Below are 20,990 nucleotides of genomic sequence, written 5' to 3' on the forward strand. Positions count from 1 at the left end.
TCCTGATTAACGGCTGGTGTTCAGTTCTTTGGCGACGACGAGGAGACACCCGTCGGGCTGCACCATCGCATCGAATGACGAGGTGACGAGCGTCGACGTTTCCGGCTCGACGATGATCGCCGGGCCCGTCACGCATTCGCCCACTTTCAGCGAGCCGCGTTCGACGATGGCCGCATCGACGAAACGATGCAACGCGGCGTCGAAAATCTTGCGGGTCTTCGCAGCGCTTACGGCATCACGCGACGTCTCGAGTTGCAGGCGTTCGACGGGCGGCATCGGCGAACTTGCTTTGACGGCCCAACTGACGATTTCGATGTCGAGACCGTCGATGGGGCGACCGAAGAACTGCGTGTAAGCCTTCGTGAATGCGTCTGCGAAGGTGCTGCGATCGTCGGCGGTGAAACCGCGGTGCGGAATCATCACGGGGATTTCCCAGCCCTGGCCGACATAGCGCATGAACGCCTTGATCTCGACGAGCGGTTCGGCATCGCCTGAACCTTGCCGCGCGAAGTGCACAGCTTCTTCGCTCAACTGGCCGACGATTTCGTTCAGTGCGTCGGCGTCGAAGTCGTTGAAGCGCATGCTCGCGCTGCGCACGCTTTCATAACCGAACGGCGCGCGCAGAAAGCCGATAGCGGAACCGACACCCGCGCCCGGCGGCACGATGAACTTGCGGATGCCGCTCTTCTCGCACAGACGCGCCGCGTGCAGCGGACCCGCGCCGCCGAACGTGATCATCGTGTAGTCGCCGATGTCCTTGCCGCTTTCGACGGCATGCACGCGCGCCGCATTGCTCATGTTTTCGTCGACGACTTCGGCCACGCCGTAGGCGGCTTCTTCGGCGTTGAGATCGATTGCGCCGCCCACTTCCGCGACCATCGCGCTGGCAGCGTTGTCGGTGGAAAGCTGGATCGTGCCGCCTGCGAAATTCGCGGGATCGAGACGACCGAGCAGCAGGTCGGCGTCGGTCACGGTCGGCTGTGTGCCGCCGCGCTGATAACACGCGGGACCTGGCTCCGACGCCGCGCTATGCGGGCCCACGCGAATCTGGCGCATCACGTCGAGCGAAGCGATCGAGCCGCCGCCCGCGCCGATTTCAACCATCTCCACGACGGGAATCGAAATCGGCATACCGCTGCCTTTCTTGAAGCGATACGTGCGGGCGACTTCGAAGGTGTTGGCCGTTTTCGGCGTGAGGTCGTCGATCAGGCAGATCTTGGCCGTGGTGCCGCCCATGTCGAACGACAGCACGCTGTTCAGGTCGTAGCGCGCCGCGATGTGCGCAGCGAAGATCGCGCCGCCTGCCGGGCCCGATTCGACGAGGCGAACGGGAAACGCGGAAGCGCTTTCGATCGAGACGATGCCGCCGCCCGAGTGGATGATGAACAGCGGACAAACAGCGCCCGCCTCGCGCACCTTGCCGAGCAGCCGGTCCAGATAGGACTTCATGATGGGTCGCACATAGGCGTTCGCGCAGACCGTATTGAAGCGCTCGAACTCGCGGATCTGCGGCGACACTTCGCTGGAGATCGACACGGACACATTGGGCAGGCGCTTCTCGATCGCGTCGCGCATCATGCGTTCGTGCACGCCGTTCACGTACGCGTGAATGAAACCGATTGCGACGCTCTCGTAGCCGCCTTGCTCGATACGATCGACGATCGATTCGATTTGCGCTTCCGTCGGCGCGAGCAGAATGCCGCCCTGTGCATCGACGCGCTCGCCGAGCGTGAAGCGGTCGCAGCGCTCGATTAGCGGAGGAGGGAGCTTGATGTTCAGATCGTATTGCTCGAAGCGGTTTTCCGTGCGCATTTCGATCGTGTCGCGAAAGCCTTGCGTCGTGACGAAAGCCGTCTTCGCGCCGCGCCGCTCGATGAGCGCGTTGGTTGCGAGCGTGGTGCCGTGGATGATGACGCCGATATCCTTCAGCGCGATACCCGCCTTGTCCGCAACGATGCCGATGCCTTTGATGATGGCGCGTTCGGGCGCCGTGTAATCCGTCAGCACCTTGGTGGAAAAGAGCGCTCCACCGAGTTCGAGCGCAACGTCGGTGAAGGTTCCACCGATATCGACACCTACTCGTGCCTTGTCGTGACTGGCCACCATGACTCTCCTGTTTAAACCATGACATGCGCCGGGCGACTGCCGCCCGCCGAAAAATCCCGTTGACGAACTTCGGAAACCACTGTTTTTTTGTTCGTTGACATATGATGAGTGACGTCTTACAGTTCTGTCAACACGAACAAAATGAATTTCGCCTTTTTCAGCATTCCCGGTCTTGCGATTTTCTTTGTTCAGCCCTGTTTTATAAGGTCTTTAAGGGTTTTTGCCAGGTTGCCTGGGAGGCTGCGCCGAGGGTCGCTGGAGCGGGCTGGTGATGATGGAAGTTTATGCGAAAGTGAAGATTTTTCGAGATTTTTGGTCGCTTTGAAGACGCAACGGCAAAGGAACGAAAATGAAGGTTTTGGTGCCAGTGAAACGCGTGGTCGACTACAACGTGAAGGTCCGCGTGAAGTCGGATCAATCGGGTGTCGATATCGCCAACGTGAAGATGTCGATGAATCCATTCGATGAAATCGCCGTCGAAGAAGCCGTGCGTCTGAAGGAAGCGGGCGTGGCGACGGAAGTGATCGCCGTGTCGGCAGGTGTGACGCAATGTCAGGAAACGCTGCGCACGGCGCTGGCGATCGGCGCGGATCGCGCGGTGCTGATCGAATCGAACGAAGACCTGCAGCCGCTGGCTGTCGCGAAGCTGCTCAAGGCGCTGGTCGACAAGGAACAGCCTTCTCTCGTCATTCTTGGCAAGCAGGCCATCGATGACGACTGCAATCAGACAGGCCAGATGCTGGCTGCGCTGGCTGGCTTACCGCAAGCGACGTTTGCATCGAAAGTGGTTATTGCCGGAGGCACCGCCACTGTCTCACGCGAAGTGGATGGCGGCGCTGAAACGCTGTCGCTGAAACTGCCCGCCGTCGTCACGACCGATCTGCGCCTGAACGAGCCGCGCTACGTGACGCTGCCGAACATCATGAAGGCAAAGAAGAAGCCGCTCGAAACCGTGAAGCCGGAAGACCTGGGCGTCGATGTCACGCCGCGTCTGAAGACGCTGAAAGTCAGCGAGCCGCCGAAGCGTTCGGCCGGCGTGAAGGTAGCCGACGTGAAAACACTGGTCGAGAAGCTCAAGACGGAAGCCAAGGTCTTGTGACGCGAGAGGATGAAATGACGATTCTGGTAATTGCCGAACACGACAACGGTTCGATCAAAGCAGGGACGTTGAACACGATGGCCGCTGCACAGAAGATCGGCGGCGACATTCACGTGCTCGTTGCAGGCCACAACGCTGAGGCTGCTGCCGATTCCGCCGCGAAGGTCGCAGGCGTCGCAAAGGTGCTGCTCGCTGACGCACCGCAACTGGCCCAAGGTCTCGCGGAAAACATCGAAGCGACGGTGCTGACCATCGCGAAGAACTACTCGCATATCTTTGCGCCCGCCACGGCTTACGGCAAGAACATCGCGCCGCGCATCGCCGCGAAGCTCGACGTCGCGCAGATCAGCGAAATCACGGCCGTGGTCAGCGCCGACACATTCGAGCGGCCGATTTACGCGGGCAACGCAATCGCCACGGTTCAATCGCATGATGCGATCAAGGTCATCACCGTTCGCTCAACGGGCTTCGATCCCGTTGCAGCGGAAGGCGGCAGCGCATCGGTCGAGACGATCGAAGCGGCGGCTGATGCAGGCATCTCTCAGTTCGTGAGCCGCGAAGTGACGAAACTCGACCGTCCGGAACTGACGAGCGCGAACATCATCGTGTCGGGCGGAAGAGGTCTCGGCAGCGGCGAGAACTACACAAAGGTGCTTGAACCTCTGGCCGACAAACTCGGCGCGGCGATGGGCGCATCGCGCGCAGCCGTCGATGCCGGCTATGCGCCGAACGACTATCAGGTGGGTCAGACGGGCAAAATCGTCGCGCCGCAGCTGTACATCGCGGTCGGCATCTCGGGCGCGATCCAGCACCTCGCGGGCATGAAGGACTCGAAGGTGATCGTTGCGATCAACAAGGACGAAGAAGCGCCGATCTTCAGCGTCGCGGATTACGGCCTTGTCGGCGATCTGTTCGAAACGGTCCCCGCGATGACCGCCGAAATTTAGCCCCTTGCTCCATTACTTTTTATTCAACCGGTGTGCCGATCGAGCGCATCGATACCATTGAATCCGGAGAGCATTCAGCATGATTTCCACCACCGATCCGCACGTCAACCGCAAACCTCGCAACATTTCGCAAGCCGAATGGGACACGCGCGTCCAGCTTGCCGCAGCCTACCGGCTGGCGGCAAAGTTCGAACTCACCGACCTGATCTATACGCATATCTCGGCGCGTGTGCCCGGCACAAACGACCAGTTTCTGATCAATCCGCACGGCTGGTTCTTCGACGAAATCACGGCGTCGTCGCTGGTGAAGATCGACGTGAACGGCAACCCGATCGGCGACGAGCGGTTCGAAGTGAATGCAGCCGGCTTCACGATTCATAGCGCGTTGCATCAGGCGCGCCACGATGTTGAGTGCGTCGTGCATCTTCACACCACCTACGGGATGGCCGTCGCCGCGATGGAGTGCGGCCTGTTGCCGCTGAACCAGATCAGTATGCAGTTTTACAACCGTGTCGCGTATCACGAATACGAAGGCATTTCGCTGGAACTCGACGAGCGTGAACGCATCGTGAAGTCGATCGGCAAGCGCGACTATCTGATTCTGCGCAATCACGGTTTGCTCACGACGGGCCGCTCGGTGGCCGAGGCCTTCACCCGCATGTTCTATCTGAACAAGGCCTGCGAGATCCAGGTCGCGACGCTGTCGGCGGGACAGAAGGTCGTCATTCCTTCGCCCGAAGTCTGCGAGCACGCAGCAAAGCAGCACGACGACTACGCGTACCTCGACACCGTGCATCTCGACCGCGAATGGACTGCGCTGTTGCGGCTGCTCGACCGCGATGGCGGCGACTACAAGGTTTGATCATTGGACGGGTTGCCGGCATCTGATGTGCCGGGTCGAACCGACGTGCTGGCTTATCGGTTCGTCGCGACGCGCGGGGTCGAAATCAGAGAGCTTCGTTTCCCCTTCGCGCTTCGATGGCACGCCGGACGCGGCATTCATCTGCTGTCGAAAACGCATGGCGGAGCGCGCTTTCGTTCGGGCGATGAAGTGCGCATCGGACTCGAAGAGATGTTCGACGTTCGCATGATTCCGGATGAGACAGGCGCAGTCACGGGCAGACTGGAACTCGAACAGATGATTCGCGCGGAACGGCCGGTGCCCGACTGGCGTTGGCTCGCACTGGCCTATTCGGCGCATGGGCGCGGCTTCGGACTCGCGCTCACGCAGTCGATGTTCGGACTGCCATGGTATCCGTGGACGCTCGACTCTCTGGCCACGCATCTGTGCGCAAAGCCCCGCTCGATACAGATGGCGCTGTTCCGCGAGTCATACAGCTTCGACGCGGCACTCAGACGATGCCGGCATTTGAACACACTGCTACGCGTTGGACTTGCCCACTGCAGATTTGAAGCAGTCGACGGCAAGGGCGGGGTGAACGGGTAACACGACGAAGATCGGTGCAACGCTCACTCACGCATTCCGCAAGGCAAGCCAGGACGCTTGCTGTCATGGACATGGACATCAGGAGGACACATGCGCGATACCCGGCAGGCAAACGGGCGAGGTGAGATAGCTGTTGGCGTTCGGACCATGGAGATCGGGCCATACGGAATCGCCGACGACCCACATCGCGAAGCCCGCGCCGAGCCAGCGAGAAAGGAGGCGCTTGCTCATAGCCTGAAGCAGCGGCACGTCGTGATGCTGTCGATCGGCGGAAGCATCGGGGCGGGGCTTTTCGTCGGCTCGGGACATGCCATAGCAGAAGCAGGGCCGGCGGCGATCGTCGCCTACGTGCTGGCCAGTCTGCTCGTCGTGCTCGTCATGCGCATGCTGGGAGAAATGGCCTGCGCGATGCCGGACTCGGGTTCGTTCTCGACCTATGCCGGCAAGGCGATCGGACCGTGGGCCGGCTTCATGATCGGATGGATGTACTGGTGGTTCTGGGTGCTGGTTTTGCCGATCGAAGCCACGGCGGCGGCGAACATCCTGAACAGCTGGTTTCCGCAGATCGAGTTGTGGAAGTTCTGTCTGGCCGTCACGTGTCTGCTGACCGTCGCGAATCTTGCAAGCGTCAAACACTATGGCGAACTCGAGTTCTGGTTCTCCGTGGTCAAGGTATTGGCCATCGTGATCTTTATCGCGTGCGGCGCGGCGGCCCTCGCAGGATTTGTTCCGCATGTACACGTGAATGTATCGGCGAATCTGTTCGGACGCGGCGGCTTCGCGCCGAATGGCTGGGCGCCGATTGCGGGCGCGATGCTGACGACGATGTTCACGTTTCTCGGCACCGAAGTGGTGACGATCGCCGCAGCCGAATCGAAGGATCCCGCGCGGGAAATCTCGCGTGCCATTACGTCCGTCGTCTGGCGCATTTCGCTGTTTTACATCGGCTCCATTGCCGTGATCATTTCGATTCTGCCGTGGAACGATCCTGCGCTGACGCAGATCGGCTCGTATCAGGCCGTGTTGCAGGCCTTGCACGTGCCCTACGCGAAGCTGATGATCGATTTGCTGATTCTCGTCGCCGTATGCAGCTGCCTCAACTCGGGCTTGTACACGGCGTCGCGGATGATCTTCTCGCTCGGCGCGCGCGGGCAGGCGCCCTCCGTCATGACGTACACGAACCGGGCTGGCGTGCCGGTGTTCGCCGTGCTGGCGTCGACGCTGGCCGCGTTCGGCGGCGTGGCGGCCAACTATCTCGCCCCGAGTTACGTGTTCGAGGCGCTGCTGTCGACGACCGGTTCGATTGCGCTACTCGTGTACATGGTGATCGCCGTGAGTCAACTGCGCTTGCGCGCGCGTCTTCACGCACAGCAGAAACTGAAAGTGCGCATGTGGCTGCATCCATTCCTCGGGCTCTTCGTGGTTGCGCTGATCATGGGCGCGTTTGCCGTGATGGTCAGCGGTCATGCCCATCGTGGCGAGGTCGTTGCTACGTTGGGGCTCAGTGCCTTTCTCGCGTACGTCGGCAGATTGCACCAGAATCGCAGAAAGTCCGGTTCGAGTTAGCATAGTGAGTCGGGTTACCGGCGATCGTGACCGCACGATCGTCGGAACGACATCCACAAGCTGACGACGACCGCCTGCCCGCATTCGCGATGGCGGCCAGGAGACAAGCGATGCAGAACGACGGACCGCCGCCTCGGCGCGTGACATCCGACAAGCAGATGCAGGTTGGCCCCGGCTGGTTCGGCCGGTTGCTGGCCGTCATCGTGGGCGCGATCGTGCTCGTGGGGGCCGCCATGCTTTCGGTGATCCTGCTCGCCGTGCTGTTTGCGGTGGGCACGATCGTCGCCGGTTATCTCTGGTGGAAGATTCGCGCGCTGCGCCGCCAGGCAGGCGCGTTTGGTGACGACGGCCGGACCGTCGACGTCGAGGTGGTCCACAAGGACTCGCCCGGCGACGATTCCCCGCCCCGCTGACGATGCAGGCTTGACGCGCCGCTGCGTCACCTTTCGGTTAACTGACCCGCCAAACGATTTAAAGAACGAACGGCCGTTGTCGTTAACCGGAAAGTCAAGGTAGTCTCGACCTAAGGCACTGTCCTTGCATGCGCCACAATTGCCACACTCGCTGCAAGTGCTTTTCAGCGCTCGCTACGCAAAGACGGGCGGCAAATTTTGCTGACAGGCCACCTTCCACTGATGCGGTAAGCATGTCGGAGACTTCGCTTGGCCAGTCGGATTTTCAGACGGATACCTCTTCCCATCCGGGTGACGCTGTTCATCGTCATCGTGTGCGCGCTGCTGATCGGCAGCGACGCGTGGCGCAGCGTCGCGTCGCGTCAGGACCAGATGGAAGAAATGTCCGTCGCGACGGCCAACCTCGCGCGCGCGATGGCGCAGCACGCCGACGACAGCATCCGGCAGGCCGACACCACGCTCGTCGACGCGGTCGAACGGGTCGAACATGACGGCGTGAGCGCCGCCGCGCTCGAACGGCTGCATCGGTTGTTCATTCAGCGCGCCTCCGAATTGCCCCAATTGAACGGGCTCTATCTGTACGACCGCGACGGCAACTGGCTGGCAAATTCGCAACCGGCGCTCGCCAAGACTTTCAACAACGCCGACCGCGAGTATTTCGTCTATCACCGCACGCACGCCGACCGTGGCGTGCATATCGGCATGCCCGTCCAGAGCCGCGCGACGGGCAAATGGATCGTTCCCGTATCGCGGCGCGTCGATGGGCCGGACGGCCAGTTCGCCGGCGTCGTGCTCGCGACCATCGAGATCGATTTCTTCACGCGCTTCTACGACAGCCTCGACATCGGCCGATACGGCGCCGTCGCGCTCGTCGCCGACAACGGCGTGATGGTGGTGCGCCGTCCGTACGAAACGCGCTTCGTCGGCAAGAATGTCGCCGATACGATGCTGTTCCAGGTGCACCAGAAGTCGCGCGAAACGGCGAGCTTCGTGTCGAAGTCGGCGCAGGACGGTGTCACGCGCCTGAACAGTGAGCGCAGCCTGAGCCACTACCCGTTGTTCGTCGTGGCCGCGCTCGCGCAGGACGAGATTCTCGCGCCGTGGTGGTCGGACACGTTGTGGCACGCGGCGGGCACGACGGTGCTGGTGCTGATGCTCGCGGTGTTCGGCTGGCGGCTGGTGCGCAATGCCAACGCGCGCACGCGCGTCGAGCGCAAGCTGGCCGCGAGTCTCGAAACGCGGCGCGCGATTCTCGACACGGCTGTCAATCCCATCATCACGCTCGACCGTTCGGGCGTGATCCTGTCGCTGAACCCGGCGGGCGAGAAGGCGTTCGGTTACGCCGAGGAGGAGATCGCCGGCAAGGACGTTCGCGTGCTCGTGTCGGGCACGGTCCACGAACTGTTCGACCGCTACGCGTCGCAATTCGCCGAGCGCGGCGCGGCGGACGGGCACGACATCGTCAGCGAGTGCGAGCTGGCGGGCTTGCGCAAGGACGGCAGCGTGTTCCCCGTGCATGTGTCGACGGGGGCGATGGTGATGGGCGGCGAGCGCCGTTTCGTGTGCGTGATCACCGACATGTCCGTGCAGATCCGCGAGCGCGCGGAGCTGTCGGAGGCGCGCGACCAGCTGCTGCTCGCGGCCGATATCGCGGAACTCGGCATCTGGTCGTGGGAATTTACGAACGACGCATTGCGCTGGAACACGCGCATGTTCGAGATTTTCGGCATGACGACGACGCCCGCCGAAGGTTTGCATTTCGAGCACTGGCTGTCGCGCGTGCATGAGGAAGACCGCCCGGCCGCCGTCGAAACACTGGAAGCCGCGTTTGCCGGCGAAGTGACGTCGAAGCACATTCATTTGCCGCTCTACCGGATCAGCCTGCCCGACGGCGAAATCCGTCATATCCAGACCACCTTTACCGTTCAGCGCGACGCGTCGGGCAATCCGGTCGGCATGACGGGCGTGACGCACGACGTCACCGAGCAACGCAATATCGAGCTTCGGCTGCGCGACGCCAAGCAGCAGGCCGACGCGGCGAACGAGGCGAAATCGGCGTTCCTCGCCAACATGAGCCACGAAATCCGCACGCCGTTGAACGCGGTGCTCGGCATGCTGGATCTCGTGCAATCGACGGGACTCAACGAGCGTCAGGGCGGCTATGTCGTCAAGGCGGAAACGGCGGCGAAGTCGCTGCTCGGCTTGTTGAACGACGTGCTCGATTATTCGAAGATCGAAGCGGGCAAACTGCAGCTCGACACGCATACATTCGAAATCGAGCCGCTGATGCAGGATCTCGGCGTCGTGCTGTCGGGCAATCAGTACGACAAGGAAGTCGAAGTACTGTTCGATATCAGCCCCGACCTGCCGTCCGTCGTGATCGGCGACAGCTTGCGGTTGCAGCAGGTGCTCGTGAATCTCGCGGGCAATGCGCTCAAGTTCACGATCAAAGGCCAGGTCGTCGTCAGCTTCACGCTGCTGTCGCGGCTCGATTCGGGCGTGCGCGTGCGCATCGCGGTAACGGACAGCGGCATCGGCATCAGCGAGGCGCAGCTCGGCCAGATTTTCGAAGGCTTCAGCCAGGCCGAAGTGTCGACGACGCGTCGCTTCGGCGGCACGGGTCTCGGTCTTGCGATCAGCCGGCGGCTCGTCGAACTGATGGGCGGCAAGCTCGAAGTGGCGAGCGAACTCGGCAAAGGCAGCCGTTTCTGGTTCGATATCAATCTCGGCGTCAGCGCCGACGTACATGCGGACGATCTCGATCTGCATCTGCCGCTCGATCGCCGCTTGCGCGTGCTCGTCGCCGACGACAACGGCATTGCCCGCGAAGTGCTGTCGCGCACGGCGCGCGCGCTCGGCTGGGAAGCGGACGTGGTGCCGGGCGGCATTTCGGCGGCGAAGCTCGCAGCCGCCGCCGAGCGAGAGCACGAAGGGTACGACGTGATCCTGCTCGACTGGCGCATGCCCGATCTCGATGGACTGTCGGCGGCGCGGCGGATCGACGAATGGCGTGAGCGCCGCAATGCGCCGGCCATCGTGATGATTACGGCGTATGGCCAGGAAGTGCTGGCGGCCGCGCAGGAATCCGACGACATGCCGTTCGATGCCTTCGTCACGAAGCCCGTCACGCCGCGCCAGCTTGCGCAGACCGTACAGCGCGTGCTGACGGGACAAAAGACCGCGCACGCGCGACGTCCATCGCGCGCGCCCGTGGGCGAAGGGCGTCTGGCTGGACTTACGCTGCTCGTGGTCGAAGACAATCCGCTCAACCGTGAAGTGGCCGACGGTTTGTTGAGCCGCGAAGGCGCGCATGTGGTGCTGGCCGAAAGCGGCCTGGAGGGCGTCGAGAAAGTGCTGACGGGCACGCGCGTATTCGACGCAGTGCTGATGGACATGCAGATGCCCGACGTCGACGGGCTCGAAGCGACGCGGCTGATCCGTGCGCATGGCCGCTTCGCGGCGCTGCCGATCATCGCGATGACGGCGAACGCGACGCGTGCGGATCGCGATGCGTGTCTCGCGGCGGGCATGAACGATCATGTCGGCAAGCCGATCGACGTCAAGCATCTGGTCGACGTATTGATCGCGCAGACGGGCGCGATTGCGCTGCCTGTCGCCACGGACGCGCGCGCCGCCGATGAAGCGCCAGCGAGCGATCTGCTCGAACGGAAGGAATCGATCGTCGGGCGTTTTGGCGGCAGCGAGGATCTGATCCGCAAGGCGCTCGGCGTGTTCGTCGACGAGATGGAGCGGCATCTCGACGACCTGCGCGAAGAAGCGGAACAGAACGGCGAGGGACGCAGCGCGGCGCTGCTGCATGCGATCAAGGGCAGCGCGGGAACGATGGGCGCGAAGATGCTCGCGGATTTCGCGGCGTCGCTCGAACATCGCTTGCACGCAGAGGATGAAAACGAGGCGGCCGTCACGCCCGGCGAAGTGGACAGGCTCGAACGATTGCTGATCGACAGCGTCGCGCAGTTGCGCGTCGTGTTCGGCAACAGGCAGAACGGGCACGCGACGGCCGCTGCCGAACAGCTGGAAACGGAAGAGTATCGGGCGCGGCTTGGTCGCCTGCTCGAACGTCTGGAGGCATCGAATCTGGAAGCGCTCGATCTCGCCGAAACGCTCGCGCCGCACGTGCCGTCCGGGCTGCAGCCGCGATTCGACCGGCTGCTCGCCGAGATCGAAGCGCTGGACTTCGTCACGGCGGCTGCAAGTACACGTGAGATGCTGGATCAACTGACATGCTAGAACACATCCCCGGCGACTGGGCTCACACGTTCGCGCTGCGTCCGAAGCTGCTGATCGCCGACGATCAGCCCGTCAACGTCCGCGCGCTGCACGCGCTTTTCAAGGACGATTGCGACGTGTTCATGGCGACCAACGGCGCGCAAACCATCGAGCTGTGTCGCAAGGAACTGCCCGATCTGATCCTGCTCGACGTCGTGATGGACGGCATGGACGGACACGAAGTCTGCCGCCGCCTGAAGGCCGATCCGCTGACGCATACGATTCCCATCATCTTCGTCACCGCGCAGACGGATGAAGCCGACGAGGAATACGGACTGTCGCTCGGCGCGGTGGATTTCATCACGAAGCCGATCAAGCCGGCCATCGTGCGGGCGCGGGTGCGCGCGCATCTTTCGCTGAAAATGCAGGGCGACGTGCTGCGCTCGATTGCGCTCGTCGACGGGCTGACGGGCGTCGGCAACCGGCGCAAGTTCGAAGAAGATCTCGACGCGAGCTGGCGGCATTGCCTGCGCGAATCGGCGCCGCTGTCGCTGGTGATGGTCGATGTCGATTACTTCAAGCGCTACAACGACCGTTACGGACATCAGGCGGGCGACCGCTGCCTGCAGACCGTTGCAAGGCGTCTGACGGAAACGCTGCGCCGGCCGTACGACACGGTCGGGCGATATGGCGGCGAAGAGTTCGCGTGCCTGCTGCCGAACACGCCGCTCGAATCGGCGACGCGGATCGCGTTGAAGATGGAGGAGGGCGTGCGGGCGCTGAAGCTCGAACATGTGGATTCGGGCTGTGCGGATACCGTGACGATTTCAGTGGGTGTGGCGACGCTGATTCCGACTACTGATATCCGGCCCGCGGAACTCGTCGAATCCGCCGACCAGCAGCTTTATGAGGCGAAGCATGCCGGGCGGGGAAGGGTGGCTTCGGCGATGCGGATGATGGAGGGGTAGGGGCGCGTCCGGCTTTACGTCCTATCCCTCGGCATCGCCTGCAACGTCTCCACGATCTCCCGCATCAACGCCTTCCGGTCATCCGACGCCCGCTGCACCATGCCGACGGTTCTCAGCGTCGGCGGACTCGAAATCGGAATCACGCGCAGCAACGGATCGTTCAGCCAGTTGCCGCGTATCAGCAGCGGCAGCACCGCAACGCCGACCTTCTCCCTCACCAAAGCAACGATCGTTTCAATCGAATTCAGTTCGAGATACTCGTTCACCATCAAGCCCGCTTTCTGCAACGCCTGCTCGACCACCTGTCCCGTACGCACACGCCGGTCGAAGCGCAAAAAGCCGTGGCTGCGCAGAATGCGCTGCGGATCGTTGTCGGCGACATCGCGGCTCACGACGAGCATCATCGGTTCGGTGTAGAGGGTTGTCCATTTGAGCGTGTCGGGCAGCGTCTCGTCGGCGCGCGCGACCACCGCAGCGACGTCCACTTCGCCCGCTTCCACCATGTTCGCCAGTTCGTCGGAGCGCGCCGACAGCAGCCGCACGTCGAGCCGCGGATGCGTCGCCTTGAGCCGCGCCACGGCCAGCGACAACGCGCCGATCACCGACACCACCGCGCCGATCGTCACCGGCCCCTCCATCGCGTCCGTCGGCTTCGCTTCCAGCTCGGCGAGCAGATCGAGAATCTGCTCGACCTTCGGCCAGATCGTATGGCCATGCTGCGTCAGCGTGATCTGCCGTCCACGGCGGTCGAACAGCTGACGCCCCAGCGCTTCTTCGAGTCCGCGCATCTGCAGGCTGACGGCCGCCTGCGTCAACGCGACTTTATCGGCGGCGGCCGAGAACGAGCCCGTGTGGGCAACGGCCTTGAAGGTCTTCAACATGCGTAGCGTCGGCATGGGCAGGTTCCGGTCGAACTCACGATTGACTCATGAGAAAAACTTAAGCGTCGAAAAGAAAGTTTAATATTTTTTGTACGAAGCGCGCCATTATGATCGTCAGATGACGATATGAAAGGACGAGCAAAGCAATGCGGAGTCACCAGGCATGACGGGTGCTGAACGCCGGCCGGTTCTCGATGTACGAGGCTTCTCGCTGAAGTTTTCGAACTCGCCCGATGTCCCCAACGTCGTCGACAACGTCTCGTTTCCCGTGCATGCGGGCGAGACCCTGTGCATGGTCGGCGAGTCGGGTTGCGGCAAGAGCGTCACGTCGCTGGCGCTGATGGGGCTGCTCGCGAGTCCGCCCGCGCGGCGCGTCGCGGGCACGGCGCACTTCGAAGGCGTGGATCTGTTCGCGCTGTCCGAGCGCGAACTCGCCGACATTCGCGGCAACCGCATGTCGATGATCTTCCAGGAGCCGATGACCTCGCTCAATCCCGCCTACACGATCGGCGAGCAGATTGGCGAGAGCATCCGGCGGCATCGCGGCGTGAACCGCGCGCAGGCGCGCGACGAAGCGCTGAAGATGCTGCGCCTCGTCCATATTCCCGCACCCGAAACGCGGCTCGACGCGTTCCCGCATCAGCTGTCGGGCGGCATGCGTCAGCGCGTGATGATCGCGATGGCGCTCGCCAACAGCCCGCGTCTGCTGATCGCCGACGAACCCACCACCGCGCTCGACGTGACCATCCAGGCGCAAGTGCTGTCGCTCGTGCGCACGCTGCAGGCGGAAACGGGCACGGCGATGCTGCTGATCACGCACGACCTCGGCGTGGTCGCCGAAGTCGCGGATCACGTCGCCGTGATGTACGCGGGCAGGATCGTCGAATACGGCACGGTCGCCGATCTGTTCGACGATCCGCAGCATCCGTACACGATCGGCCTGATGGGCGCAATTCCGTCCGTCGGCAAGCGCGAAGGCGCGCTCGCGACGATCCGCGGCTCGGTGCCGTCGCCCGAACAGATGCCGCGCGGCTGCCGTTTCGCGCCGCGCTGTCCGTTCGCGGAACAACGCTGCATCGACGCGGCGCCGCCCGAGCGCACGCTGTCCGGCGAGCATCGCGTCGCCTGCTGGCTCGCGCCCGTCGAACAGCTCGTGCAACCCGCGCAGCAGAAGGTGACGACATGACGCCGAACATCCTCGAAGCGAGCGCGCTGACCAAGCGCTTCGGCGGCGAGCGCCAGATGTTCGCGCGCACGCCGACCGTGCACGCCGTCAACGACGTCTCGTTCGCCGTGCAGACGGGCGAAACCTTTGCGATCGTCGGCGAATCGGGCTGCGGCAAGTCGACGCTCGGCCGTCTGCTGCTGCGCCTGATCGACGCGACGCAAGGCCGCGTGATCTATCAGGGCGAAGACATCACGCACTGGCAAGGCGCGAAGCTGCGCCGACTGCGCCGCGAGATGCAGATCATCTTTCAGGATCCGTTCGCGTCGCTCAATCCGGGCATGACGGTCGGGCAGATCATCGGCGAGCCGGTCGCGTTTCATGGGCTTGCGCGCAATGCTTCGGAACGCCGCGAGCGAGTCGCGCAACTCTTGACGAAGGTCGGCTTGCAACCGGCGTATTCAGAACGCTATCCGCACGAGTTCTCGGGCGGGCAGCGGCAGCGCATCGGTATCGCGCGGGCGCTGGCGGGCGAGCCGAAGCTGATCGTCGGCGACGAGCCCGTGTCCGCGCTCGATGTCTCCGTGCAGGCGCAGGTGATCAATCTGCTCGAATCGCTGAAGGCGGAACTCGGGCTCACGCTCGTGATGGTCGCGCACGATCTCGCCGTGATCCGGCACATGAGCGATCGCGTCGCCGTGATGTACCTCGGCGAAATCGTCGAACTCGCGCCCGTCGACGAACTCTTCGATACGCCGCTGCATCCGTACACGCAGGCGCTGTTGCGCGCGATTCCCGCCAGCAGTCCGCACGAGCGTCGCACGAAGCCCGCGTTGCAAGGCGATCTGCCGAGCCCGACCGCGCCGCCGCCCGGCTGCCGCTTTCACACGCGCTGTCCGCACGCGAAGCCGCGCTGTTCGCAGGAACGCCCGCTCGCCGAAGTGCTGCCGGGCGGACGCCAGGTGGCCTGTCATTTCTGGCGCGACGTGCAGAACGCGGGCAGCGGCGCGCCGCTCGTCGCGAGCGTCAGCGCGAAGCTGAACGAGCGCCTCGCGCTGTATCGCGAGAAGCAGGCGGCAACGATGGCGAACCGATAACGCAATTCCGATGACAACCCGAACGTCGACAAGGACACCCCGCATGCGAAGAATGTTGATTGCCGCCGCGCTCGCATTGAGCGCCTCCGCCGCGATGGCGCAGAGCACCATCCGCATTGGCCTGCAGGACGATATCGGTACGCTCGATCCCGCGCGCAGCGTGCAGTTCGTCGACCGGATCGTATTCGCGTCGCTGTGCAATTCGCTCGTCGACGTGACGCCCGACCTGAAAATCGTGCCGATGCTCGCCACCTCGTGGACCACGAGCGCCGACGGCAAGAGCATGACTTTCAAGCTGCGCCAGGGCGTGAAGTTCCAGAACGACGAGCCGTTCAACGCGGCCGCCGTGAAAGCGAACCTCGACCGTTATCGCAGCCTGCCGACGAGCAACCGCAAGAGCGAACTGTCGTCCGTCGATCACGTCGATGTCGTCGACGACAACACGGTGACGATCGTGCTGAAAGAGCCGAACGCCGCGCTGCTCGCCACGCTGTCGGATCGCGCGGGCATGATGCTCGCGCCGAAAACGTTCGCCGATGCCGCCGGCGTCGCGTCGCACCCCGTTTGCTCGGGGCCGTACAAGTTCGTGCAGCGCGTGCAGAACGATCGCATCGTGCTCGAGAAGTTCGCGGGCTACTGGGACGCAGACAAATATCCGATCCAGCGCGTCGTGTTCCAGCCGATTCCCGACAGCACCGTGCGTCTCGCGAACCTGCGCTCGGGCTCGCTCGACATGATGGAACGCGTCGCGCCTTCCGATGTGAATGCGGTGAAGAGCGATTCGAATCTGCAGCTGAAGTCGGTGACGGGCCTCGGCACTTACTACTTCACGTTCAACATCGCGAACGGGCCGCGCGGGGCGAACGGTCCGTTCAAGGACAAGCGTGTGCGTCAGGCCTTCGATCTCGCGATCGATCGTCAGGCGATCGATCAGGTGATCGGCGCGGGCATTTATCCGCCTGCGAATCAGGGCATCGCGCAATCGAGCCCGTACTACGACAAGTCGCTGCCGTTCCCCAAGCGCGACATCGCGAAAGCGAAGGCGTTGCTGAAGGCGGCGGGCCAGCCGAATCCGACGATCGAGTTCACGTATCCGAACAACACGATCGCGAGCCAGATCACGCAGATGATCCAGGCGATGGTCAGCGAAGCGGGCATCACGCTGAAACTGCGTCCGACCGATTACGCCGCCGCACTGAACGCCGCGCACAACGGCGACTTCCAGGCGATGTACATGGGCTGGTCGGGCCGCGTCGATCCGGACGGCAACATGCACCAGTTCTACACGTGCGAAGGCAACCTGAACTACGCGAAGTACTGCAATCCGCAAGTCGACAAGCTGCTCAACGACGCGCGCGTCAAACAGTCGGAAGCCGACCGCAAGGCGCTCTACGATCAGGCGACGAAGATCGTCGCGGAAGATCCGTCGATCGTCTATCTCTACGCGCAGCCCTGGCCGTTCGTGATGTCGAAGAAAGTGCAGGGCTTCGCGCCGTCGCCGGATGGACTCGTGCGCCTGCGCGGCGTGTCGATCAAGGGCTGAGCGTCATGCTGCGGATCATCGCGAATCGCATGCTGGTGGCCGTGCCGACGCTGATTCTGGTGTCGATGCTGATCTTCGGCCTGCAAAAGCTGCTGCCGGGCGACCCCGTGCTCGCGATGGCGGGCGAAGATCAGGACGCGCAGGTCATCGCAACATTGCGCGTGAAGTATCACCTCGATCAGCCCGTGCCGACGCAGTACGCGCTGTGGGTCCGCGACGTCGCGCACGGCGATCTCGGTTCGTCGCTGCGCACGGACGTGCCCGTGCGCTCGCTGATCGCGCAGAAGCTGCCCGTCACGATCCAGCTCGCGGTGATGGCGATGATCCTCGCAATCGGCATCGGCATTCCGGCAGGCGTGATTTCGGCGGCGAGCCGCGGCGGGCCGCTCGATCACGCAGCGAACATCTTCGCGTTGTCGGGCATGTCGATCCCGAACTTCTGGCTTGGCATCATGCTGATTTTCATCGTGTCGGTGCGCTGGCATCTGCTGCCGTCGTCGGGCTACGTGCCGCCGGGCGAGGACTTCTGGCTCAGCATCAAGACGATGCTGATGCCCGCCTTCGTGCTGGGCGCGGCGCTCGGCGCGCAACTGATGCGCCACACGCGCAGCGCGATGCTCGGCGTCCTGCGCACCGACTACATCCGCACCGCGCGCGCGAAGGGGCTGCTGCGTGGTGCCGTCGTCGTCAAGCATGCGTTCCGCAATGCACTGATTCCGATTGTCACCGTGCTCGCGCTGCTGTTCGGCGAACTGCTCGCGGGCGCCGTGCTGACGGAGCAGGTGTTCACGATTCCCGGCTTCGGCAAGCTCGTCGTCGATGCCGTGTTCAATCGCGATTACCCCGTCGTGCAAGGTGTCGTGCTCGTGACCGCGCTCGCGTTCATCGTCGTGAATCTGTGCGCGGATGTGCTGTATATCCTGCTCAACCCGAGACTGAGGCGCAGTTGATGGCTACTCCTATTGACGCGCAATCAGCTTCGACTGCCGCTGTGCAGCCGCGCCGCAAGCGCCGCGGACTCGTGCGCTTCATGCGCAACAAGGCGGCCGTGTTCGGCGCGTTTCTCGTCGCGCTGATCGTCGTGATGGCCGTGTTCGCGCCGTGGCTCACGCAGTACGACCCCGTGCAGGCGAGCTTCATGACCGTGCGCCAGGCGCCGTCGGCGGCACACTGGTTCGGCACCGACGAACTCGGCCGCGACGTGCTGAGCCGTCTGCTGTATGGCGCGCGAGCCTCGCTGCTGGCGGGCGTGGTGTCGGTCGGCATTGCCGTCGTGCTCGGCGTGCCGCTCGGCCTGCTCGCGGGTTATTTCGGCAAGCTCGTCGACGGCGTGATTTCGCGTATCGCCGACGCATTGCTTTCGATTCCGTTCCTGATTCTCGCCATCGCGTTGAGTGCGTTTCTCGGCCCGAGCCTGACGAACGCGATGGCGGCGATCGGCATTTCGGCGATGCCGCGCTTCATCCGCCTGACGCGCGGACAGGCGATCAGCGTGAAGGCCGAAGAGTATGTGGAAGGCGCGCGGGCGATCGGTCTCGATCACGCGCGCATCATCCTGCGGTACATTCTGCCGAACGTGCTGCCGCCCATCATCGTGCAGGCGAGTCTCACGGTGGCGAGCGCGATCATCGCCGAAGCGAGCCTGTCGTTCCTCGGCCTCGGACAATTGCCGCCCGCGCCGTCGTGGGGATCGATGCTCAATACCGCGAAGGACTTCGTGAGCCAGGCGCCGTGGATGTCGATCTTTCCCGGCATCGCGATCTTCCTGGCCGTGCTCGGCTTCAACCTGCTCGGGGACGGTCTGCGCGATGCGCTGGACCCGCGCGAGTCCTGATTTTTCATCCGACCGTGCCTGACAGGCATCGTCGATCATCAGAGTGACAACATGACAAGCTTCAACTGGCAGAACCCGTATCCGACCGTGCGCATGCCTGTGTTCGCGCGCAACATCGTGTCGACGTCGCAGCCGCTCGCCGCGCAGGCCGGCCTGCGCATGCTGTGGAAAGGCGGCAATGCAATCGATGCGGCCATCGCCGCGGCCGCCGCCATTACCGTCGTCGAGCCGGTGTCGAACGGACTGGGCAGCGATGCGTTCGCGCTCGTGTGGGACGGCAAGAAGCTGCATGGGTTGAATGCGTCGGGTGTCGCGCCCGCTGCGTGGAATGTCGACTACTTCAAGCGCAAATACGGCGAGAACAACGGCGTCGCGAGCCAGCCCGTGCGCGGCTGGGACACGGTCACTGTGCCGGGCGCAATTGCGGGCTGGGAAGCGTTGCACAAGCAATTCGGCTCGCTGCCGTTCGCGGACCTGATGGAGCCGGCCATCGAAATCGCCGAACGCGGTCACGCCGTGGCGAGCGTCGTCGCGCGCAAATGGGCGGCGGCCGTGCCCGAACTGAAGAACCAGCCGGGTTTCGCCGACGCGTTCATGCCGCACGGCCGCGCGCCCGAAGTCAGCGAACTGATCCGGATGCCGGGTCACGCGAAGACGCTGCGCATGCTCGCGGAAAAAGGTCCACGCGCGTACTACGAAGGCGAAATCGCCGAGCGGATCGCGGCGTTCTCGCGCGAATGCGGCGGCGCGATGACATTGGACGATCTGCGCAACTATCAGCCTGAGTGGGTCGAGCCGATCGGCAAGAATTATCGCGGCTACACGGTGCACGAGATTCCGCCGAACGGGCAGGGCATTGCCGCGCTGATCGCGCTCGGCATTCTCGAACAGTTCGACGTGGCGTCGATGAAGGTCGACGGGATCGACTCGCAGCACTTGCAGATCGAAGCAATGAAGCTCGCGTTCGCGGACGTGTATCGCTATGTCGCCGATCCGCGCTCGATGGAAGTGACGCCGGAGCAGATGCTCGACGACGCGTACCTGAAATCGCGCGCGAAGCTGATCGACCCGAAGCGCGCGACGCAATTCGGCTTCGGCATGCCGAAGGCGGGCGGCACGATCTACCTGTCGGCCGCCGACGAGCGGGGCATGATGGTCAGCTTCATCCAGTCGAACTACATGGGCTTCGGCTCGGGCTGCGTCGTGCCGGAGATGGGCATCTCGCTGCAAAACCGCGGCTGCGGCTTTTCGATGGATCCGAAGTCGCCGAACGTCGTCGAGGGCGGCAAGCGTCCTTTCCACACGATCATCCCGGCGTTCCTCACGCAGCAGGTGGACGGCCGGCAGGAAGCGGTGATGAGCTTCGGCGTGATGGGCGGCGACATGCAGCCGCAAGGGCATCTGCAGACGGTAGTGCGCATGCTCGACTACGGTCAGCAGCCGCAGGCCGCGTGCGACGCGCCGCGATGGAAGGTCAACCGCGACTTCACGATCGACATCGAAGCCGCGCTCGAACACGGCACGGCGCAGGAACTCGAACGCCGCGGCCACACGATCAAATCCGTCTACGACCCGTATATGGATTTCGGCTCGGGACAGTTCATCTGGAAGCTCGACCGCAACGAGCCGGATCGCGGTTACGTCGCTGCGAGCGACAGCCGACGCGACGGTCTCGCGGCAGGGTTCTGATCGAA

Annotated in this window: 17 protein-coding genes; 14 read left to right on the plus strand and 3 right to left on the minus strand. The window is 63.4% G+C overall.

All coding sequences use genetic code 11. The features are described 5' to 3' along the window. Positions 1-6: 6 nt before the first annotated feature. On the minus strand, positions 7-2,106 hold the full coding sequence (locus QEN71_RS31420) for a hydantoinase/oxoprolinase family protein (protein WP_201647047.1): 2,100 nt from the start codon (positions 2,104-2,106) through the stop codon (positions 7-9). Between the two features lie 349 nt (positions 2,107-2,455). On the opposite strand from QEN71_RS31420, the gene QEN71_RS31425 reads away from it, so the two are divergent. From QEN71_RS31425 to QEN71_RS31440, 4 genes are all read left to right on the plus strand, one after another. Beyond that, on the plus strand, positions 2,456-3,205 hold the full coding sequence (locus QEN71_RS31425) for an electron transfer flavoprotein subunit beta/FixA family protein (RefSeq protein ID WP_201647048.1): 750 nt from the start codon (positions 2,456-2,458) through the stop codon (positions 3,203-3,205). Positions 3,206-3,219: 14 nt separating this feature from the next. Then, positions 3,220-4,152, plus strand: a complete 933-nt coding sequence (locus tag QEN71_RS31430; RefSeq protein ID WP_201647049.1) for an electron transfer flavoprotein subunit alpha/FixB family protein — start codon at positions 3,220-3,222, stop codon at positions 4,150-4,152. 79 nt (positions 4,153-4,231) lie between these two features. Beyond that, on the plus strand, positions 4,232-5,014 hold the full coding sequence (locus QEN71_RS31435; RefSeq protein ID WP_201647050.1) for a class II aldolase/adducin family protein: 783 nt from the start codon (positions 4,232-4,234) through the stop codon (positions 5,012-5,014). A gap of 27 nt (positions 5,015-5,041) precedes the next feature. Beyond that, a complete protein-coding gene (locus QEN71_RS31440; RefSeq protein WP_201647051.1) occupies positions 5,042-5,599 on the plus strand; it encodes a hypothetical protein in 558 nt (185 codons plus the stop codon). Positions 5,600-5,677: 78 nt separating this feature from the next. On the opposite strand, the gene QEN71_RS31445 is transcribed toward QEN71_RS31440, so the two are convergent. Beyond that, positions 5,678-5,830 (minus strand): hypothetical protein, encoded by a 153-nt coding sequence (locus QEN71_RS31445; RefSeq protein WP_223958533.1) that lies wholly within the window; start codon positions 5,828-5,830, stop codon positions 5,678-5,680. Positions 5,831-5,851: 21 nt separating this feature from the next. Between QEN71_RS31445 and QEN71_RS31450 the strand changes: the two genes are divergently transcribed. The 4 genes from QEN71_RS31450 (at position 5,852) to QEN71_RS31465 (ending at position 12,776) form a co-directional block, all read left to right on the plus strand. Further along, positions 5,852-7,165: an amino acid permease gene (locus QEN71_RS31450; RefSeq protein WP_377789409.1), complete on the plus strand. Its 1,314-nt coding sequence runs from the start codon at positions 5,852-5,854 to the stop codon at positions 7,163-7,165. Between the two features lie 110 nt (positions 7,166-7,275). Beyond that, positions 7,276-7,578, plus strand: coding sequence for a hypothetical protein (locus QEN71_RS31455; RefSeq protein ID WP_201647053.1), 303 nt, complete (start codon positions 7,276-7,278; stop codon positions 7,576-7,578). A gap of 249 nt (positions 7,579-7,827) precedes the next feature. Further along, positions 7,828-11,829, plus strand: a complete 4,002-nt coding sequence (locus tag QEN71_RS31460; RefSeq protein ID WP_233471617.1) for a response regulator — start codon at positions 7,828-7,830, stop codon at positions 11,827-11,829. After that, complete coding sequence (locus QEN71_RS31465) at positions 11,823-12,776, plus strand: diguanylate cyclase domain-containing protein (protein WP_201647054.1); 954 nt, start codon at positions 11,823-11,825, stop codon at positions 12,774-12,776. Before QEN71_RS31460 ends, QEN71_RS31465 begins: the two co-directional genes overlap by 7 nt. Positions 12,777-12,790: 14 nt before the next feature. Here QEN71_RS31465 and QEN71_RS31470 read toward each other — a convergent pair whose 3' ends face one another. Then, the gene (locus QEN71_RS31470) at positions 12,791-13,672 is read right to left on the minus strand and encodes a LysR family transcriptional regulator (protein ID WP_201647055.1); all 882 of its coding nucleotides are present in this window, start codon (positions 13,670-13,672) and stop codon (positions 12,791-12,793) included. Positions 13,673-13,820: 148 nt separating this feature from the next. Between QEN71_RS31470 and QEN71_RS31475 the strand changes: the two genes are divergently transcribed. The 6 genes from QEN71_RS31475 to QEN71_RS31500 are packed head-to-tail and all read left to right on the plus strand — an operon-like array spanning position 13,821 to position 20,985. Continuing rightward, positions 13,821-14,843, plus strand: coding sequence for an ABC transporter ATP-binding protein (locus tag QEN71_RS31475; RefSeq protein WP_201647056.1), 1,023 nt, complete (start codon positions 13,821-13,823; stop codon positions 14,841-14,843). Continuing rightward, positions 14,840-15,919 carry an ABC transporter ATP-binding protein gene (locus QEN71_RS31480; protein WP_201647057.1) on the plus strand — a complete coding sequence of 360 codons (1,080 nt, stop codon included), beginning with the start codon at positions 14,840-14,842 and terminating at the stop codon, positions 15,917-15,919. The genes QEN71_RS31475 and QEN71_RS31480 overlap by 4 nt, the downstream gene beginning before the upstream one ends. A gap of 43 nt (positions 15,920-15,962) precedes the next feature. Beyond that, entirely contained in the window at positions 15,963-17,462 is a 1,500-nt protein-coding gene (locus QEN71_RS31485; protein ID WP_201647058.1) for an ABC transporter substrate-binding protein, read from the plus strand. 5 nt (positions 17,463-17,467) lie between these two features. Further along, positions 17,468-18,412: an ABC transporter permease gene (locus QEN71_RS31490; RefSeq protein ID WP_201647059.1), complete on the plus strand. Its 945-nt coding sequence runs from the start codon at positions 17,468-17,470 to the stop codon at positions 18,410-18,412. Continuing rightward, positions 18,412-19,296 (plus strand): ABC transporter permease, encoded by an 885-nt coding sequence (locus QEN71_RS31495; RefSeq protein WP_201647060.1) that lies wholly within the window; start codon positions 18,412-18,414, stop codon positions 19,294-19,296. The genes QEN71_RS31490 and QEN71_RS31495 overlap by 1 nt, the downstream gene beginning before the upstream one ends. Before the next feature lie 51 nt (positions 19,297-19,347). Then, on the plus strand, positions 19,348-20,985 hold the full coding sequence (locus tag QEN71_RS31500; protein WP_201647061.1) for a gamma-glutamyltransferase family protein: 1,638 nt from the start codon (positions 19,348-19,350) through the stop codon (positions 20,983-20,985). Positions 20,986-20,990: the final 5 nt, after the last annotated feature.

The organism is Paraburkholderia sabiae, from assembly GCF_030412785.1.
GTDB lineage: Bacteria > Pseudomonadota > Gammaproteobacteria > Burkholderiales > Burkholderiaceae > Paraburkholderia > Paraburkholderia sabiae.

Bases quoted from the DNA above. Each gene is read 5' to 3' on its own strand.
- QEN71_RS31490 (WP_201647059.1), top strand. From the start codon at position 17,468: ATGCTGCGGATCATCGCGAATCGCATGCTGGTGGCCGTGCCGACGCTG.
- QEN71_RS31430 (WP_201647049.1), top strand. From the start codon at position 3,220: ATGACGATTCTGGTAATTGCCGAACACGACAACGGTTCGATCAAAGCA.
- QEN71_RS31420 (WP_201647047.1), bottom strand. From the start codon at position 2,106: ATGGTGGCCAGTCACGACAAGGCACGAGTAGGTGTCGATATCGGTGGA.
- QEN71_RS31445 (WP_223958533.1), bottom strand. From the start codon at position 5,830: ATGAGCAAGCGCCTCCTTTCTCGCTGGCTCGGCGCGGGCTTCGCGATG.
- QEN71_RS31475 (WP_201647056.1), top strand. From the start codon at position 13,821: ATGACGGGTGCTGAACGCCGGCCGGTTCTCGATGTACGAGGCTTCTCG.
- QEN71_RS31435 (WP_201647050.1), top strand. From the start codon at position 4,232: ATGATTTCCACCACCGATCCGCACGTCAACCGCAAACCTCGCAACATT.
- QEN71_RS31425 (WP_201647048.1), top strand. From the start codon at position 2,456: ATGAAGGTTTTGGTGCCAGTGAAACGCGTGGTCGACTACAACGTGAAG.
- QEN71_RS31495 (WP_201647060.1), top strand. From the start codon at position 18,412: ATGGCTACTCCTATTGACGCGCAATCAGCTTCGACTGCCGCTGTGCAG.
- QEN71_RS31470 (WP_201647055.1), bottom strand. From the start codon at position 13,672: ATGCCGACGCTACGCATGTTGAAGACCTTCAAGGCCGTTGCCCACACG.
- QEN71_RS31500 (WP_201647061.1), top strand. From the start codon at position 19,348: ATGACAAGCTTCAACTGGCAGAACCCGTATCCGACCGTGCGCATGCCT.
- QEN71_RS31480 (WP_201647057.1), top strand. From the start codon at position 14,840: ATGACGCCGAACATCCTCGAAGCGAGCGCGCTGACCAAGCGCTTCGGC.
- QEN71_RS31465 (WP_201647054.1), top strand. From the start codon at position 11,823: ATGCTAGAACACATCCCCGGCGACTGGGCTCACACGTTCGCGCTGCGT.
- QEN71_RS31455 (WP_201647053.1), top strand. From the start codon at position 7,276: ATGCAGAACGACGGACCGCCGCCTCGGCGCGTGACATCCGACAAGCAG.
- QEN71_RS31485 (WP_201647058.1), top strand. From the start codon at position 15,963: ATGCGAAGAATGTTGATTGCCGCCGCGCTCGCATTGAGCGCCTCCGCC.